This window comes from Gemmatimonadaceae bacterium, assembly GCA_037721215.1.
Classification (GTDB): Bacteria; Gemmatimonadota; Gemmatimonadetes; order Gemmatimonadales; family Gemmatimonadaceae; genus UBA4720.
This window is the reverse complement of record JBBJNV010000004.1, coordinates 86598-103313: the sequence shown is the minus strand read 5'-3', so window position 1 is coordinate 103313 and position 16716 is coordinate 86598. Positions and strand designations below refer to the sequence as shown.

General features: G+C 60.6%; 17 protein-coding genes. 15 read left to right on the top strand and 2 right to left on the bottom strand.

Annotated features, from left to right (window positions below; all coding sequences use genetic code 11):
* Window positions 1–38 precede the first annotated feature (38 nt).
* A complete protein-coding gene (locus tag WKF55_03115) occupies window positions 39–1604 on the bottom strand; it encodes an MFS transporter (GenBank protein MEJ7758566.1) in 1566 nt (521 codons plus the stop codon).
* A gap of 135 nt (window positions 1605–1739) precedes the next feature.
* Here WKF55_03115 and WKF55_03110 point away from each other — a divergent pair, with 135 nt between their 5' ends.
* The 13 genes from WKF55_03110 to WKF55_03050 all read left to right on the top strand — a co-directional run bounded on the left by WKF55_03110 (window position 1740) and on the right by WKF55_03050 (window position 13648).
* Entirely contained in the window at window positions 1740–2183 is a 444-nt protein-coding gene (locus tag WKF55_03110; GenBank protein ID MEJ7758565.1) for a hypothetical protein, read from the top strand.
* Window positions 2184–2258: 75 nt separating this feature from the next.
* The gene (locus WKF55_03105; GenBank protein ID MEJ7758564.1) at window positions 2259–3431 is read left to right on the top strand and encodes a hypothetical protein; all 1173 of its coding nucleotides are present in this window, start codon (window positions 2259–2261) and stop codon (window positions 3429–3431) included.
* A 31-nt stretch (window positions 3432–3462) separates the two neighbouring features.
* Window positions 3463–3795 carry a hypothetical protein gene (locus tag WKF55_03100; GenBank protein MEJ7758563.1) on the top strand — a complete coding sequence of 111 codons (333 nt, stop codon included), beginning with the start codon at window positions 3463–3465 and terminating at the stop codon, window positions 3793–3795.
* Window positions 3792–4112 (top strand): type II toxin-antitoxin system PemK/MazF family toxin, encoded by a 321-nt coding sequence (locus WKF55_03095; GenBank protein ID MEJ7758562.1) that lies wholly within the window; start codon window positions 3792–3794, stop codon window positions 4110–4112. The genes WKF55_03100 and WKF55_03095 overlap by 4 nt, the downstream gene beginning before the upstream one ends.
* 184 nt (window positions 4113–4296) lie before the next feature.
* Entirely contained in the window at window positions 4297–5052 is a 756-nt protein-coding gene (locus WKF55_03090) for a class I SAM-dependent methyltransferase (GenBank protein MEJ7758561.1), read from the top strand.
* Window positions 5049–5231 (top strand): HD domain-containing protein, encoded by a 183-nt coding sequence (locus tag WKF55_03085; protein ID MEJ7758560.1) that lies wholly within the window; start codon window positions 5049–5051, stop codon window positions 5229–5231. The genes WKF55_03090 and WKF55_03085 overlap by 4 nt, the downstream gene beginning before the upstream one ends.
* A 3-nt stretch (window positions 5232–5234) precedes the next feature.
* The gene (locus tag WKF55_03080; GenBank protein ID MEJ7758559.1) at window positions 5235–5378 is read left to right on the top strand and encodes a hypothetical protein; all 144 of its coding nucleotides are present in this window, start codon (window positions 5235–5237) and stop codon (window positions 5376–5378) included.
* Window positions 5379–5566: 188 nt separating this feature from the next.
* The gene (locus WKF55_03075; GenBank protein ID MEJ7758558.1) at window positions 5567–6628 is read left to right on the top strand and encodes a DUF4956 domain-containing protein; all 1062 of its coding nucleotides are present in this window, start codon (window positions 5567–5569) and stop codon (window positions 6626–6628) included.
* Window positions 6625–7554, top strand: coding sequence for a hypothetical protein (locus tag WKF55_03070; protein ID MEJ7758557.1), 930 nt, complete (start codon window positions 6625–6627; stop codon window positions 7552–7554). Before WKF55_03075 ends, WKF55_03070 begins: the two co-directional genes overlap by 4 nt.
* Complete coding sequence (locus WKF55_03065) at window positions 7551–10202, top strand: hypothetical protein (protein ID MEJ7758556.1); 2652 nt, start codon at window positions 7551–7553, stop codon at window positions 10200–10202. The genes WKF55_03070 and WKF55_03065 overlap by 4 nt, the downstream gene beginning before the upstream one ends.
* A gap of 85 nt (window positions 10203–10287) precedes the next feature.
* Entirely contained in the window at window positions 10288–11271 is a 984-nt protein-coding gene (locus WKF55_03060) for a metallophosphoesterase (protein MEJ7758555.1), read from the top strand.
* A gap of 38 nt (window positions 11272–11309) precedes the next feature.
* A complete protein-coding gene (locus tag WKF55_03055; protein MEJ7758554.1) occupies window positions 11310–12377 on the top strand; it encodes an IS630 family transposase in 1068 nt (355 codons plus the stop codon).
* 272 nt (window positions 12378–12649) lie between these two features.
* Window positions 12650–13648, top strand: a complete 999-nt coding sequence (locus tag WKF55_03050) for a hypothetical protein (GenBank protein ID MEJ7758553.1) — start codon at window positions 12650–12652, stop codon at window positions 13646–13648.
* Between the two features lie 191 nt (window positions 13649–13839).
* On the opposite strand, the gene WKF55_03045 is transcribed toward WKF55_03050, so the two are convergent.
* Window positions 13840–15369, bottom strand: a complete 1530-nt coding sequence (locus WKF55_03045) for a family 10 glycosylhydrolase (GenBank protein ID MEJ7758552.1) — start codon at window positions 15367–15369, stop codon at window positions 13840–13842.
* Window positions 15370–15492: 123 nt separating this feature from the next.
* On the opposite strand from WKF55_03045, the gene WKF55_03040 reads away from it, so the two are divergent.
* On the top strand, window positions 15493–15990 hold the full coding sequence (locus tag WKF55_03040) for a TerB family tellurite resistance protein (protein MEJ7758551.1): 498 nt from the start codon (window positions 15493–15495) through the stop codon (window positions 15988–15990).
* Entirely contained in the window at window positions 15987–16679 is a 693-nt protein-coding gene (locus WKF55_03035; GenBank protein MEJ7758550.1) for a hypothetical protein, read from the top strand. The genes WKF55_03040 and WKF55_03035 overlap by 4 nt, the downstream gene beginning before the upstream one ends.
* Window positions 16680–16716: the final 37 nt, after the last annotated feature.

Sequence of the window (16716 nt, the reverse complement as noted above, 5' to 3'; positions counted from 1 at the left end):
AGCGGGTAACGGGTAGCAGGTAGCGGGTAGCGGGTAGCTCACGCTGCCGCAGTCATCTCCGATTCTCGGACGGCGTCTGCACCAGGCCTCACGCGCCGCAGCATGATAACCACCACAACCGCCATCGCCAGCACCATCACAGCGCCGATGCCGGCAACCAGCTCCAGCGATTGCGCGAATGCACCGCGCGCTGTATCGGCAAGCGCGATGCCTTCCGCGCCGCTCAGTCCGTTGCCGATGTCCACCGCGCCCCCGAGCGTTGCCCGCGCGCTTTCTGCTGCTTCCCGATCCACACCGGCCAGCACGTCTCCGCTCATGATACGGCGATAGGCGGCGGTACCGATGCTGCCGAGGATGGCGATGCCGAGTGCCAGACCAAGCTCGCTGCTCGTTTCCGAGATTGCCGATGCGGCGCCAGCGCGCGCGGGCGGAGCGACACCAATGATCATGTCGGTGGTCAACGTCATCGTCGCGCTGAGTCCCACCGAGATGATCACGAACGCAGTCACAATGACAGTCAGCCCTGACCCGTCCCCGACCCGCGTCAATACGGCCATCCCCACCGCCGAGAGGATGAGGCCCGCGCCCATCACGTAGGCGTGACGAAACCGTCGTACGCTGAGCGGGGCCAGCATCGATCCGGCCATTCCTGCAATCGTCGATGGCAGTAGCGCAAGGCCCGCGCGAAATGGTGAGAGACCAAGGACGAGCTGGAGGTACTGCGCAACGAAGAGATAGATGCCCGCCATTGCGAGCAGCGCGACAAGTTGAGTCGCAACAGATGCGGTGAAAGCCGGAACCTGAAAGAGCCGCAGATCGATGAGCGGATCGGCGAGTTTTCGCTGGCGGTACACGAACACCAGCCCAGCTGCGATGCCGGCCACGATTGAGATCATGGACTCGGGGCCGGGTCCGTCCTGTGCGACCCGTTTGATTCCATAGATGACCGCCAGCATCGCAGTGAGCGAAAGAGCGGCACTGATCAGATCCAGCCGACCGGAGTCGGGGTCGCGATTTTCAGGAAGGAGAAATGGCCCCAGCACCAGCAGCAACGCCATTACCGGGACGTTCAGGAGAAATACCGAACCCCACCAGAACCGCTCGAGGAACAGCCCGCCCAGCACCGGGCCAATTGCGCTCCCAATCATGAAAGCATTCAGCCACACTGCGATGGCAACCGTGCGCTGGCCGGGATCATGAAACATGTTCCGGATCAACGCCAGCGTGGACGGCATCAGCGTCGCACCTGCAATTCCCAGCAGGGCGCGGGTGGCAATCAACATTTCGGCGGTGGTTGAAAACGCGGCCAGCGCCGAGGCCGCGCCGAAGAATGCAGCGCCGATCAGCAAGAGTCTGCGGCGACCGATCCTGTCACCGAGCGTGCCCATGGTGATAAGCGAGCCAGCAATCAGGAATCCGTAGATGTCCACGATCCACAGCAGCTGAGCGCTGCTGGGCTGGAGGTCTGCGCTCAGTGCGGGTACGGCGAGGTGCAGAACGGTGAGGTCCATCGCCAGCAGCATGCACGGAAGCGTGAGCACGGCGAGTCCGATCCATTCGCGGCGGCCGGCCCGGGCTGGACCTGTGGCGGTTACGTCAGTCATTCCCACAACGTACAATTCGAGTGCAGGGCTTTCCGCTCAGGAGCCAGAAAGCGCGCGACAGGTCAGCAAATAGATACATGGGCGGGGCGAAGCGGCAAAGCCCAATAGTTCGCGAGTGCAAAACGTAATCATCCCGTGGCACTTCACGGAATGGTAAACGGTGATCCTCTGACCAGGTTTCTCACGATGAGATACTCCCGCCGTTCGATGATATTCGGACTCCTCGCGTTTTGCGCCGCATGCACCAATCCGTTCAGCTCCGCCAGAGACGTAACACTTCCCATCACCGATTTCGTTGTGCCTGAGTCTGCGTCCCCCGGTGCGCCGTTCACCGTGAGGCTTACGGTCATGAGCGGCGGGTGCCGCAGGTTCGAGAGACTGGTTGCCACCCGTCGTCCGGGCGAACTGTCGTTCGAAGCCCGCGGACGCGATAGCTCCGGCCCAAACGGCCTGTGCACTGACGACATCCGAAAGGATCCGCAAACTTACGAGGCGACGCCTCCGTTCTCGAACCCTTTCACCGTCCGCGCGATGCAGCCTGACGGCAGTTCCGTGTCGCGAACGGTTCGCGTTCAATAGACCGCACACAGGAAAGTCCGGTGCGTGAACTCCCTTGATTGCTTGCGGTCAATTACAGCGCGCCCGGATCGACCCTTGCGGTCGCTGACAATCAGGGGCGCGCTTGCCGCCGCTCTTGCCGCGCTGGCAGGGTGTTCAGGGAATCGCCCTCCCGCGGATAAGGTGAGCAGTATCGCACTGCCCGCCGGCGGGACTTCCTTGAGCAGGCACGGGCTGCCATCACCGTCAAAAGTCGGCCCTCGACTGTCGGATGCGGAAGTTCGCGATTCAATTCCGCTGGCTGACATTCACAGCGACTTGTCGTACGCCGTCAAGCTCGACGTGGCGCGGGACTCTGCTGGTGAATCACCTGCGCATATTCTTCGTGCTGCAGTCACCGTGCGAAACATCTCATCCCGCATGGTTCGCCTTGAGTATGGTGCGTGTGCCGTCAGCCTGAGAGCGTATCGCGGCTTGCGCAACGGACGAGGTCCCGTGTGGAGATCTGAACACCGAGCTGGGTGGCCGACCGCAACCGCGTACGACTGTGAAGCGATTCTGTTCGGCATTACGCTTGCGCCCGGCCAGTCGGAGACGAAACCGGGGTTTGGAGGACTGAACACCAGAGTTCCGCTACCGCAGATTTACGGCGATTCCCTGCCCGCGGGAGATTATTCGTTCAGCGTGCGATTAGAGTTGAATGGCGACACCACGGTTTTGAGCGGTGGCCATGCCATGCTCGTCCCTTCTCGATTCGTTGTCAGGCCCGACTATCCCCTCGACGGATTTCGCTACCATGGCGAAGCTCACGAAGTCACAGCGCCTCGCCAGACGTTCGATGTCCGGGTCGACGTCACCAACGGTGGACGGAGGGGCGAGCTGACCCGCTACATCTCGCGCGATTGTCCGATCGTGCTGCACGCGTATCGAAGCGCCGATGCCCAGCGCACCGCGCCCCCGGCTCCCGTCTGGATTTCTCCGCGGAGTTGTGTGCCCGTGCCCGATCCTGTTCGTCTTGCACCGGGAGAGAGTCGAATGCTGACGCGGCAGGTTACTGGACCCGAGGTGCTTGGAGACTCGCTTGCCCCGGGACGTTACTTCTTCACAGCGATCGTGCCACTGATCGACTCACGTACCTCGCGGATAAACCGGCGGCTGTGGCTCGATGTGGGAGCGTTCGAACTGCGCGCGCCTGTACAGTCGCGTCGAGTGCCGTCGAGACGCGTTGCCGAACCGCGCACACGCTCGCGCGGTCGTGGGCGCAGTTGACCGCGTCCACATACGTAACTACTGTTATTACATGAAGCCGGTAGAACTCAAAGTCGCCCGCATCGGAAACTCCCGCGGCGTCCGCATCCCTGCCGCAACTCTTGCCAGGTACCACATCGGCGAGAGCGTCGTCATGGAAGAGAAGACTGAAGGCATCCTCCTCCGCCTACGGGGTGCGGCGAGCCATAAGCTCTCATTTCTCGAAACGGCACGGGAAATGGCGACCAGCGTCGAGGACTGGACCGAGTGGGACGCAGCCGATGGCGACGGTCTCAATGAGATCACCTGGGACACGGAAAGACTGCCCCGCGTCGCCGAGCGCGAGCCGAATCACACCGCCCGCAGACGCTCGGGCGCCGGGTGAAACGCTACGACATCCGTTGGGCGGCGCTCGATCCCGCACGAGGCGCCGAGATGGCGAAGTCGCGCCCGGTCGTGATCGTCAGCCTCGACGAGCTCAATGAACACCTCCAGACGGTCACTGTCTGTCCGCTCACCACACAGCTCCACCCCACCTGGCGCACCCGGCTCGCCGTACGAGCCGGCCGGCGCGACGCGGAGATCGCCGTCGACCAGATCCGCACCATCAGCAAATCACGCATCGGCCGCAAGCTTGGGAACCTTACCGATTCAAAGGCCGGCACGCTCCGGCGCCTCATCACGGAGATGTATGGCGAATAGATGGATTCCTATTTGTGGGGCCTGGTTTATGCGACCGAAGCAACCCGGGCGTTGCTGACAACCGCATCTCGCGATCTGAGGCTGGACGCGAGCGCCGAAAGCGTCGCGATGTCGTGAAGTCGAGGGCACGATTGCAACGGGCAGGGTCCGAGGCGGCAACGAGATATCTATGGGGTCCCATATAATGGCTGCAGACCTTTCTCCTCCCTCTCAGCCGCGACTCTACACCGATCTCGCGCCCTGGTGGGCGCTCATGTCCGCGCCTCATGAGTATGTCGAGGAAGCGGCATTCTACGCCGGTCTGCTCGGCGCCAATGCCTCGCTTACGCTCCTCGAGCTCGGCAGCGGTGGCGGCAATAATGCATCTCATCTCAAGGCTCATTTCGGTGCCGTGACTCTGGTGGACCGCTCGACCGGCATGCTCGACGTGAGCCGCGCGCTCAATCCGGAATGCGAGCACGCCGAGGGGGACATGCGAACTGTGCGGCTGGGCCGCCAGTTCGATCGCGTGTTTGTCCACGACGCCATCTCGTACATGACCACCTACACCGATCTCCGCCAGGCAGTCGAGACAGCGTTCGTATATTGCAAGCCCGGCGGTCTCGCCGTCTTTGCACCCGACCACGTCCGTGAGAACTTTCGGCCCTCCACCGACCACGGAGGCAACGACGGGGTGAACGGGGCGCTGCGCTTCCTCGAGTGGGCGTGGGATCCCCATCCTTCCGATTCCACCTGCACTGTGGATTACGCCTATCTCATCAGGGCAAAAGATGGATCGGTGCGGGTAGAGCACGACCGGCACATCGAAGGACTGTTCTCCCGCTCCGACTGGCTTCGCGTAATGTCAGAAGTCGGATTCGAAACCCGGATTGTTCCTTTCGACCACTCCGATCTGGAGCCCGGGTCGTACGACCTGTTCGTCGCGAACAAAACTCAGTGAACGACGCATCTGACACGAATGCCCCGGCGGGTGACTCGGTTTCGCCGGTGTCGGCCGGTGATATCGGCGGCCTTCTCGCGTTCCTGCGGGCAGCGGAAGGATTGAAAACGGCTGCTCGCAACGGATGGACTTCAGCCGGGCGACAGGAAAGCGTTGCCGATCACACGTGGCGCCTTTGACTCATGGCAATGGCCGTGCATCACCGGTTCCCTGATTATCGTTTCAATCTGGCGTACGGCCGGGAATACACCGCTGATCATCCGGTGCTCGCAACGCTGAGGCAGATACTCGACGATGAAGCCGAGCGTCGGTCGAGGGAAACCTGACCGGGCCTTGCAGGGTAAGCTTTACCGATGCCGTCTCGCTCCACAGGAGATAGATTCGCAGATTCAGTTTTAACATCAAATGTGTAACTCCAGTCCGGCTCTCACGCCGGGCCTGACTTGCACTTTCGGGGACCATTTCTTTGCTAAATCGGATCATCGACTTTCTGGCGATGGGTTCGGATCGTCCGATGCGACGTTTGCTGGCCTATTACGCCGTTCTCGCCGCATTGCTTTTTGGGCTGTCGTACGTCCTGCCGGAGAGTGACCGGCTGCTGATCGGCAAGGGCCTCGACACCCAGACGTCCACAGCCTCCAGCCCCTTCATTCTGCAGGACGGTCTCAATCCCGCGCCGACCCCCAGTCCCGCGGCCACCGTCGTCTCGATCTTCGGTGTCGGTTCCCTCGGCGAGTTGCTGATAACGACGACGCTCATCCTCATCGGCACGATCCTCCTGATGCTGCCCGTGTCGTGGGTATACATGTCGGCGCGGCAGATTGCGGGTCACAGCCAGGCCGTCGTTCAGACGCTGATCATCCTTCCGCTTGTCGTCGCTGGAATCGTGCTGATCGTGAGGGACAGCCTCGCACTGGCATTCAGCCTTGCCGGCGTCGTGGCGGCGGTGCGATTCCGCACCAATCTGCGGGACACGCGGGATGTCGTCTTCATCTTTCTTGCGATTGCCGTCGGCTTCGCGGCGGGAGTACAAACGCTGGCGGTCGGTGCCGCTCTGACGGTCGTCTTCAATTTTGTGCTGCTTTTTACATGGCGATACGATTACGGACGGAATGTTCTTACGCCGACAGCGGCGTCGCGATGGGCGGGACCGCTGAACAGTCTCGTGAACAATGAGGATCACGACGCTGTGCCGGATCGCGATCTCGTGCTGTCGCTGACACCGCAAACCGCGGACGCGCTGGCCGAGCGGTTCGAACGCGTTAGCGACGTACTCGGCACTCGCAAGAAGAACCCCCGCTTCGATGCCGTTCTTACGATTACGACCGATAAGGTGACGGAAGCGCAGCAGCTGGCGGAAAGCGTCCTGGGGGAGAAGACGAGACGCTGGAAACTCGATGAAATCGAGGAGCACATCGGCAAGCCGTCTGAGATCTATTACCTGTTGCGCCTGAAAAAATCCGCGACCCGTGATGAGCTCCTCACGGCCATCCGTGATGGGGCAGGAGACCGGATCGCGACAGTCGATCTCGAAAGCCGCGACGGCGTTGGCGACGAGGTCGGTATTTCGTCATGACGCTGGCGCAGGTAGTCGCAGTTTCGCTGGGACTTTTGATGTCCGTTGCGGGCTGCAGAAAGGATGACAGAAAGGTGTCTTCGGCCGACGCGGCAATGCTCGCCAACCGGGAGACTCAGCTGGCGCGCCGGCTGGCGGCGCGCGACCTGGCACCGGGCGCACCGCTGGCCATGTGGATCCTCCCTCGCGAGCTGCGGGAGATCTCCGGACTCGCCCTTACCGCAAATGGGCAGTTGCTCGCGCACAACGACCAGCGAGCTGTGGTGTTCGTGATCAATCCCCGCCGCGGTATCGTTGTGAAGCGGTTCTCCGTCGGGGAAAAACACGGCACGCGCGGAGATTTCGAGGCGATTACGGTTGCACAGAACTCGATGTACCTCCTCACCAGCAACGGCAAGCTTTACCAGTTCAAGGAGGGAGCCGACGGCGCAACAGTGCGCGCGACGCTGCACGATACCCGTCTGGGCCGCGAATGCGAGTTCGAGGGACTGGCCTTCGACCCGCGCAGCTCGGTCCTGCTCCTTCCGTGCAAGAATGTCGAAACGAAGAAGCTGCGCGACCAGCTCGTGATCTACCGCTATCACCTCGGAGCATCGGCATCGCCGCAGATGTCCATGCTCACTATTCCGCTCGAGCGCGTGATTGGACCAAATGATTGGAAGCGCCTTCACCCCACCGACATTGCTGTCGACCCCGTGACGGGTAATTACGTGTTGATCGCCGGGCCGGAACAGGCGCTCATCGAGGTCACTCCAACCGGTGAGTTGGTGCGCTCAATGACAATTCCGGGCCGGCACCCGCAGGCGGAAGGCGTCGCTGTGAGCCGCGACAGCATCATTGCTATCGCCGATGAAGCAACGAAAGGCGCCGCCATGATAACCCTTTACCGCTGGCCGATTGGCACGGCGGCGCCCTCTTCCCAATGATCGGTTTTCGCGGCTCGCGGTGGTTGCCCGGTGGCATCCTGCTGACCCTGATGGCCATTCTGCCGCGGCACCTGCATTCCCAGCGGCAACCTGCCCCGGCGATCCTGGGCAGGGATACCGTGACCATAGTGGCGAGTGACATGTATGCCGCCGGTGGTAGCTATCGCTACCTCCTGGGAGACAACTATCGCGACCAGTGGGGGGAGCCAATCCGGGTGCCGGTTCTGGATCTCCGGGGCTTTGCCGGCGGACTTACACCGCTGAAGGAAGGCGGCGGCATGCAGACCCGGTCCCTGCGATTTGGAGCGGCTGACAGTTCCGAATTCGTGTTCAGGCCGGTATTCAAGGCATTTTTTGGCCGTCTGCCTCGCCAGTATGAAGGCACCGTTATCTGGGACGTTTATCGTGACCAGGGCAGCGCCTCGCATCCCTCGGCGGCTGTCATTGCTCCGCCAATTCTCAGGGCCTTGGGCGTGCTTCATCCTGTACCCCGACTCGTCGTGATGCCAGACGATCCTCTATTGGGAGAATTCAGGAAAAACTTTGCAGGTGTGCTGGGCACTATCGAAGCGTATCCGCAGGATCCGGACAGAAGTGGAGAATTCGGCGGCGCCGTCGACATCATCGACAGTGAGGAATTGCTCAAGCGCATTAATCAGGATCCCGACGATCAGGTGGATGGCCGTGCTTTGCTCACGGCGAGACTTGCGGATCTCCTTCTGGGCGACAATGACCGTCATCCCGACCAGTGGAGATGGGCACGCGCGAAAAAAGGCGCGGGTTCACGGTGGCTGCCCATTCCGCGCGATCGGGACAAGGTGTTTGTCTCGTACGACGGATTCCTGCTGGATATCGCGCGGCGGGCTGTGCCGAGTCTCATAAAATTTCGCAGTGAACTTTCCAGTCCGACCGCTGTTTTCGATAATGCGATCGAATTTGATCGCCGCCTTCTGGCTGGCCTCGACAGACGCGCATGGGACTCGGTTGCGGCGAGTGTGGTTCGAAGAGTAGGCAATCCTGTAATAACCGAGGCAATTCGAGCCATGCCGCGGGAGCATGCGGCGCTGTCCCCCGATCTCGGCAATACACTCAGGGCGCGCCGCGATCAACTGCCTGAGGTAGCTCGCCGGTACTACGAAAGTCTGTGGGCTACCAGCGATATCCATGCAACCGACAAGGACGACCGGGCGACAGTCGTGCGAGCGGCAAACGGCGGTGTGACTGTCCGGATTCAGTCGGAAACCAGGGCTCCCTGGTTCGTGCGTCACTTCGAGCCTGGTGAGACCTCCGAAATAAGAATCTACCTCCACGGGGGCGACGACCGGGCAGCTGTCAACGGCAACGTTGCACGCAGCATCCCGGTCAGAATTGTCGGAGGCAACGGGACCAACTGGCTTACCGATATATCGATCGTTGGAGGAAAGAAAAATCCGACGAGAATGTACGACATGGGTGCAGTGGCCGACATCAAATATGCCCCTGACACGGCTGGTGAAAGAGCAAGTCCGACCGCAGCTCTGAACGACTACTTCAATCGGCGTCCTTGGGTTTTCGCCTATGGTGAGCTGGTGCCACCGCAGCGCGATCGTGGCGCTTCCATCACGCCGGTTGTTGGCGTGAGAACAGGCCATGGTCTGGGCGTGGTCCCAAAGATAGGCGTATCTCGAGTCCAGTACGGATTCCGCCGGGTTCCATACGCGACCATGCTCAAGGGTGAGCTGGAATACTCGACTGCGATCGGGGGATTCGAAGTCGGGCTGGAGGGCGACCGGCGGTTCGAGAGTTCGTCGTTGCATACTATGGCCGAAGCAAACATGTCGCAGATCAAGGTCGGTGAATTTCGAGGTTTCGGAAATGACACCCCTGATTCGCCCGGAGACTTCTACGATGTGCGCCAGACACAGTGGCTTCTGCGACCCGCGCTTGGATATTCGTTCGCGCCCGGAACGGAACTGTCGATTGGGCCGATAGTCCGGTTTACGTCCACCGACAGCACGGCTGGCAGGTTCATTTCAGAACAGAGACCATACGGATTTGGGGATTTTGGCCAGGCGGGTGTCCAGCTCCAGATGGAGTATGATAGCCGTGATCTGCCGATCAGCGGCAGCAGCGGTCGATCCAGAGGGCTCACCGCACGTTCTCTTCCGGCGGTTTGGGGGAAAGCGGAGATGGTTGCAGGTGCGTATCCGGGCTTCTGGGACGCCCAGACCGCGTATCAGGAAATGTCAGCGGTAGCGATGTCATATCTGACGATGCCTGTGCTGTCGCGACCGGTGCTGGCGCTCCGGGCAGGAGGCAAGAAGGTCTTTGGAGAGTTTCCTTTTTTCGACGCGGCTTTCATCGGCGGATCGCGATCGCTTCGCACCGAGGAGCGGCAACGTTTTGCTGGCGACGCGTCACTATTCGGCGCAGCAGAGCTGCGTCTGCCAATCGCGAGGTTTCCATTGATACTCCCACTCGATGTCGGGGTATTGGGATTCATCGATGTGGCCCGGGTTTATCTGGACGGAGAGTCAGCCGGCGGATGGAATACCGGCAACGGCGCGGGGTTCTGGGTTGGAGTCATCAACCCCGGCACGAACCTCAACGTTCTCTTCACGAACAACAGCGAGCGGCGGGTGCTGCTGAATCTCGGTTTTGTCTTCTGAAGCGCTGGGTTGACCTGCACGTGAAGCCACGACGATTGACGAGCATTCAACAGCCTGCGTGATCGAGGTCCTGAGGCGTCGGGTGTTGCGCAGAAATTCGGCATCATGGATTGCACTGCCGTTCCTGCTGTTAAACTGCGATGGCGGCAACTATGGCCTGAGTCGGACGCTTCCGCCTGCAGACTCGCCCGCTGAGGCAGTGGCGCTGGCGGGGGCGCGACTGATGATCGGAACGGGTGATATCGCGACTTGCGGAAATGACGGCGACGAAGCAACCGCGGTGCTGGTGGACAGCGTCCTCAGAGCGGACTCCGCGGCAAATGTCGAGAACGTGGTATTCACTCTTGGAGATCATGCCTATCCTGAGGCTTCGGATCAGCAGCTTACGAGGTGTTACACACCATCCTGGGGCGATACCGCGAAGCTGATCAGGAAAGCAATTCGTCCGTCGATGGGAAACCACGACTGGTACGCTGATCGCGGGGCGCCCTATTACCGCTACTTCGGAGCGCGCGCCGGGGAAGCCGGCAAAGGTTACTACAGCTATGCCCTGGGGGAGTGGCAGGTAGTTGTCCTGAACAGCGAGCTGGCGATCAACGGCAGTGACGCGGAGCGCGATATTCAGGAGACATGGCTGAGGCAGCAACTGTCAGGCGATACAAAGGGCTGCACCCTCGCATATTTCCATCGACCGCTCTTCAGCTCGTCCTACCGGCAGGGCGACCCGGCGATGCGCCGTTTGTGGGACATTCTCCATGCACGTAACGCGGATCTCGTGCTGAGTGGGCATGATCATCACTACGAACGATTCCTGCCGCAGACACCGGGCGGTGTTGCCGACAGCGTCAGGGGGATCGAGCAGATTCTCGTGGGAACCGGTGGGGCAAGCCTTCGCGGATTCCGGTCGCGCTTCGGTATACTTGGCCGTTCAACCGCGAAAAATTCGATCGTGCAGATTCAGGGACATTTCGGGGTGTTGCTGCTTACACTGGGGCCCAACGCCTACCGGGGTGCGTTCCTGAGCACCGACGGACGTGTCTGGGACAGGCATGGTCGGAGTTGCCACTAGTGGACTGTAACTGAAGTAATGATAGCATTGATCTTGCGGTGGGATTCGGCATGTTTACCATCGCGATGGACATCATCCTTCCCGCCGCCGAGCGCAGGGTGCTTGCGAGCATGCTGCGCTCCACTACCGTTCCCGCCGGCCTCGTCAGGCGTGCCCGGGTCATCCTCGCCCTGGCTGATGGCGAGAGCTACGACTCGATCGCCACGACGCACGGGGTAACTGACGCCTTCGTCGCTCGATGGAAGCGGCGTTTCGTCGAGGGCGGACTGCTCGCGCTGGGCGACTTGCCGCGCAGCGGCCGGCCAGACCGCCTCGATCCGAGGGTCGAGGCGAAGATCCTGGCCCGCACCAGAGAAAAGCCGCCTTCGCCGTTCACTCACTGGAGCGCTCGTCGCATGGCCAAAGCCACAGGGGTCAGCCACATGACCGTCGCCCGGGTATGGAAGCGAGCGGGGCTCAAGCCTCACCGCTTGGAGCGCTACATGACGAGCGACGATCCGGACTTCGAGAGGAAGGCGGCCGACGTCATCGGGCTCTACCTCGATCCGCCGACTAACACTGTGGTGTTCTCGGTCGACGAGAAGTCGGCGATCCAGGCGCTGGACCGGCTTGATCCAGTTCTTCCCCTGTCGCCCGGCCGAGCGGAGAGACACGGGTTCGAGTACAAGCGCAATGGAACCCTCTCGCTCTACGCCGCGCTTGATATTCGGACTGGCCATGTGCAAGGGATGACGGCCGACCGGCACACGAGTGCCGAGTTCCTGCGCTTCCTCAGCCGACTTATCATCACGCAGCCCCGACACAAGGAAATCCACATCATCGCCGACAACCTCTCGGCGCATAAGACCAAGGCCGTCGGCGCGTGGCTCGCCGAGAACCCGCGGGTGACGATCCACTACACCCCGACCTACAGCTCGTGGCTCAACCAGGTCGAGCTCTGGTTCTCGAAGATCGAGCGCGACATGATCGCCCGGGGCATCTTCAAATCCACGACCGACCTGCGCCGGAAGCTGATGCACTACATCAGGCAGCATAACAAGACGTGCCAGCCCATTAAATGGTCTTACAGCAATCCGACGAATCGCATCCGTGCAACCATTAATTGAGTTACAGTCCACTAGAACGCGTTTCCCCGATGATCATGCGCCCCCTGACTGGCTAACGTTCAGGTTCTGCTGAACGCACATCTAATAGTGTCAAGCGAAGCGAGGTGCCGGAAAGTGATTGACAGCAGCAGCGTTCGTCAGGAGGCGACGTACGATCTTTTCTGTTACTCAACCACGCGAAATGGATTTGAAACAAGTAATGAAACCCCAATGGGATCGCCGATCCGATTCTAAGATCTTGTCATAATTCCGTCAGACTTTCCTGCTACTTCATGTACTCCACCTGCATCTTCTGTCACTCGCGGCTCGGCACGAATGAAGCGATCGAGCACTTCCCGGTCGGAAGGAAGCTCGCGTTCGACGCAGCGAAGGGGCGCCTGTGGGCGGTGTGTGGAAAATGCGGCCGCTGGAATCTCACTCCGATCGAGGAGCGATGGGAAGCAATCGAGGAGTGCGAGCGCCAGTATCGGGGAACGGTCATGCGGGCATCAACAGATCAAATCGGACTTGGGCGGGTACGCGAAGGGACGGACCTTGTCCGCATCGGTGAGCCACTCCGCCCCGAGTTCGCTGCCTGGCGATACGGTCGCTACTTCGAAAGACGGCGACGCGTACAGCAGATTGCGCATGTCACTGGGCTGGCTGTTGCTTTTGGCGTGATCGTGATCGGTGGAGGTTATGTGAGCATTGCTCCGCTGCTCAGTGCGGGGATCGCACGGGCGCTCCACCGCAAAAGTGAGCTGGGAAAGTCGCGAAGATTCATCGTCAAACGTGCGGAGCTGGGATTTAACCGCAGGATCTGGAAACACGAATCGGTAGGCGTGCGAATCTTTTCAACCCCAGATGATCAGGGATGGGGAATCCGGTTCGCACTCGACGCCAGGTTTCTCGACTTTTACGGATCAGAAGCACTCCACACTGCGCAGCTCGTTGCGCCGGCGATGAACGTCGAAGGAGCGACCGCCTCGCACGTTGACATCGCAGTCAGGGAGATCGAGCGCGCTGGGTCAGCCGATCTCTATTTCCGAAGAATCCTGAAGTATGGCGAGACCCTTGGCTGGAAGTACAGCGGCATCAACGAATATCCCGAAGAGATGCGGCTCGCTTTCGAGATGGCGGCTCACGAACAATCTGAGCGGGTGGCGATGGAGGGAGAGCTCGCTCAGCTCGAGTCGGACTGGCGAGAGGCGGAAGAAATTGCTGCCATCGCCGACAATCTTTTTCTGCCTAAGTCGGTTACAGATTTCATGGAGCGGCACCGTCGGAACTGACGCGGTGTCCGCTTGCCAGTCTGCCGTTGTTGGTGGCGCAACTGTTAGCGCTCACGAAGACAGGACGGCGATGCACTCCATTTTCTTAAAGGTGAGCGTCCAAGCGAAGCGCAAACGCGACGCGTTTTCCGCCTGTGACGCGGGGCCAAAAATCCCCTGGCAGAATATTACGCCGCTTTTACGCTTACTTCCTACCGCCTCCACTCCGCGATGGCGCTTGCATTTCCCGCCTGATCGACTGCCTGTACGATCACGCGATCGGTTGCGGTATCCAATGGAACGGTTAGGTCAGTCGCAAACTGAACACGCTGTGTCCATGAGCCCGAAGCTCGCCGCCTGATCACCCACCATCGCGCCCGCTCGCCCGATGCCGGCGTGATCGTGATTGCCGACCCCGACGTTGTCAGCGCAGGCGCGCCGGGGGCCGAAGCGTCGAGCCACGGGACCGCCGGAACGAGTGCGCCGGTTTTGTAAATATCTGCCGCGAGTGTCGCCGCAAGCATGCCGCCGTTCCGCTTGAGCGTCGTGGTGGTATTGTAGAGGAGGTGTCCGGTACCCGCCGGCCTCGCACGCGTCGTGCGAATCTGCTCCGGGATTTCCTGCATCGTAAATGCGCTCGGGGTTCCGTCTCCCACTTTGTAAGTGGCGAGCCCCGGCCATACGTGCCGGCCTTTGATGTTTTGCGAGAACCACCAGTCGAGCAGGGCAGGGAAGCTTTGTTGCGGTGCACTGATGGCCCAGTAAAGCTGCGGTGCGAGATAGTCCAGCCAGCCCTCCTGGAGCCATTTGCGCGAGTCAGCATAGATCGAGGCGAATGCGTCGAGACCGTTTACGCCCGCCGGGAAACCTGGGCGCCAGATGCCAAATGGAGAGATGCCCACCTTCACGGTCGGCTTGATCGCATGCACTTCGCGGTTCAGCCTCTCAACGAATCGGTCCACGTTTGCGCGCCGCCAGTCGCCGCGCGATAGCCCGGCACTGTATTTCGAGTATGAGGCGTCATCAGGAAAAGCGAGGGGCTGTCCCGCGCTGTTGTTCACAACGTACGGATAGAAGTAATCGTCGGCGTGAATGCCGTCGATATCGTAACGGCGTACGATGTCAGTGATGACGCGCATCGAGTGATCGTGTACTTCCGGCTCACCGGGATCCATCCAGAGATTTCCGCCGTAGATACGGACGAGATCTCTTTTCGTGTTGTACAGGTGCAGTGCGGCAAGCTTGGCGGTATCTGACGTATTCCCGGCGCGGAACGGATTGATCCACGCATGCAGCTCCATCCCGCGCGCGTGCGCCTCCTGAATCGCAAATGTCAGCGGATCGTAGCCGGGATCCTTTCCCTGCGTCCCGGTCAGGATAGCGGCCCACGGCTCGAGTGCCGACAGATACACAGCATCGCCCGCGGGGCGGACCTGCAGAACGATTGTATTGATCCCGGTCGTCGAAGCCCGTGTCATTATGTCGCTCAACTCCGCGCGCTGCTGCTCCGCGGTGAGAGTCGACCTGCTCGGCCAGTCAATATTTGCCACTGTCGCCACCCACAGGCCGCGCATCTCCCGCTGCAAAGCCGGCGCAGTCGTGTCGAGTGGCGCGATTGGTGGCGGACCCGGCGGGATCGGCGGGATCGGCGGTGGGCCAATGATGTCCGTGCCCGGGCTGGAACAGCCGGCAACAGCGGCAAGCAGCAGGAAGCCACATCTGCGAACGGTCAGGGCGATCATGGGATATTCCATCCAGGGGCATGGAGCTCAGTATCAGAACAGATGATTCGCAGGAAAATCTAATACCGCGCAACCGGCTTCGCCGCATCGCGCACAGGGGGGCGATCGGTTAGAATCGACGGCATGCTAACCGATCGAATTCGCTCGTTGTTCCAGCGTGCCGCGCCCGGCCGGGTGGAAGCACAAGGCGACAATGTGTTGGATCCCTTGCATCTCGCTGCCTGTGCCCTCCTGCTGGACATTGCATTTGCCGATGGCGAGTTCTCGCCGTCGGAACGGACCCATATCGAACAGTCACTGGAGCGACACTTTGCCCTTTCCGCTGGTGATACGGCGAAAGTGATGGCACTCGCCGAAGAGGAACGGCTGCGCGCTGTGGACCACTTCGCGTTTACATCTGCGCTGATAAGGAGCTACGATACAGGCCAGAAGCTGGTGCTGGCGGAAGTGATGTGGGGTGTTGCGCTCGCCGACGGGCAGATCGCCGAGCACGAACATTATCTCACGCGGAAGATTTCCAACCTGCTCAACCTCGAGCCGGGCTACCTGTCCGCTGCCAAGCAGGCGGCTGCATTGAAAAAAGGTGATGACACTCACTCTGGACCCGGCGACACGCAATGAACCTGGCGGTGTGGATTCCATTGGTGACCATTGCCGGGACGCTGCTGCTGGTGCTGACGAGTCTGCTGAACTTTTCCGTCTTCGTGAGGCAGTTGCGCGCATCGAGGGAGCAACTCGAAATGGCGCGTCGCCAGCTGGAGAACTCCCGGCAGCAGCCGGAGATTCAGCTGGTGCAGCGAGCCATGATCGAGACATCGGATCATCTCAAGTTGCTTGTCGAAAAGCCTTATCTCCGTCCCTATTTCTATGACAACCGAAAGTGGACGGAAGGAGACACGGCGACCCGTGACGAAGTGAAGGCGATGGCTGAGCTGCTGCTCAACAATTTTGCATCCGCAATTATTCACGCTGCCGCGTTCCCGCAATATCCAGTGCGCAGCGTGGAGCAGACAATCCGGATTCACCTTCGCACCAGCCCGGCTTTGTGTGAGTTTCTCATCGAAGGTTTCGGCCGATTTCAGGTTGCAGGTCTTGCGCTGCTCTACCTGAAAAACGAGACGAGAGCCCAGATCGAAGCTGACCTTGCGATGCTCATCGCCGAGGCCGGGCAGGACGAGAGAGAAAGGTCGCGGCGCGTGACGCTGCTGCAGCATGTCAGGTCGACAACAGAAGGAGATGCTCTGGAAATGGCAAAATACAGTCTGGAAAATGCACGGCTGCCTGCAGTCCCGGCGCGGAAGGCAAGTTGAGCCTCGGCAGGCGTCGAAAACTGTGTTCTGCGTTGTT

Bases quoted from the DNA above. Each gene is read 5' to 3' on its own strand.
- WKF55_03115 (MEJ7758566.1), bottom strand. From the start codon at position 1,604: ATGACTGACGTAACCGCCACAGGTCCAGCCCGGGCCGGCCGCCGCGAA.
- WKF55_03100 (MEJ7758563.1), top strand. From the start codon at position 3,463: ATGAAGCCGGTAGAACTCAAAGTCGCCCGCATCGGAAACTCCCGCGGC.
- WKF55_03090 (MEJ7758561.1), top strand. From the start codon at position 4,297: ATGGCTGCAGACCTTTCTCCTCCCTCTCAGCCGCGACTCTACACCGAT.
- WKF55_03080 (MEJ7758559.1), top strand. From the start codon at position 5,235: ATGGCAATGGCCGTGCATCACCGGTTCCCTGATTATCGTTTCAATCTG.
- WKF55_03075 (MEJ7758558.1), top strand. From the start codon at position 5,567: ATGCGACGTTTGCTGGCCTATTACGCCGTTCTCGCCGCATTGCTTTTT.
- WKF55_03070 (MEJ7758557.1), top strand. From the start codon at position 6,625: ATGACGCTGGCGCAGGTAGTCGCAGTTTCGCTGGGACTTTTGATGTCC.
- WKF55_03065 (MEJ7758556.1), top strand. From the start codon at position 7,551: ATGATCGGTTTTCGCGGCTCGCGGTGGTTGCCCGGTGGCATCCTGCTG.
- WKF55_03050 (MEJ7758553.1), top strand. From the start codon at position 12,650: ATGTACTCCACCTGCATCTTCTGTCACTCGCGGCTCGGCACGAATGAA.
- WKF55_03045 (MEJ7758552.1), bottom strand. From the start codon at position 15,369: ATGATCGCCCTGACCGTTCGCAGATGTGGCTTCCTGCTGCTTGCCGCT.
- WKF55_03040 (MEJ7758551.1), top strand. From the start codon at position 15,493: ATGCTAACCGATCGAATTCGCTCGTTGTTCCAGCGTGCCGCGCCCGGC.
- WKF55_03035 (MEJ7758550.1), top strand. From the start codon at position 15,987: ATGAACCTGGCGGTGTGGATTCCATTGGTGACCATTGCCGGGACGCTG.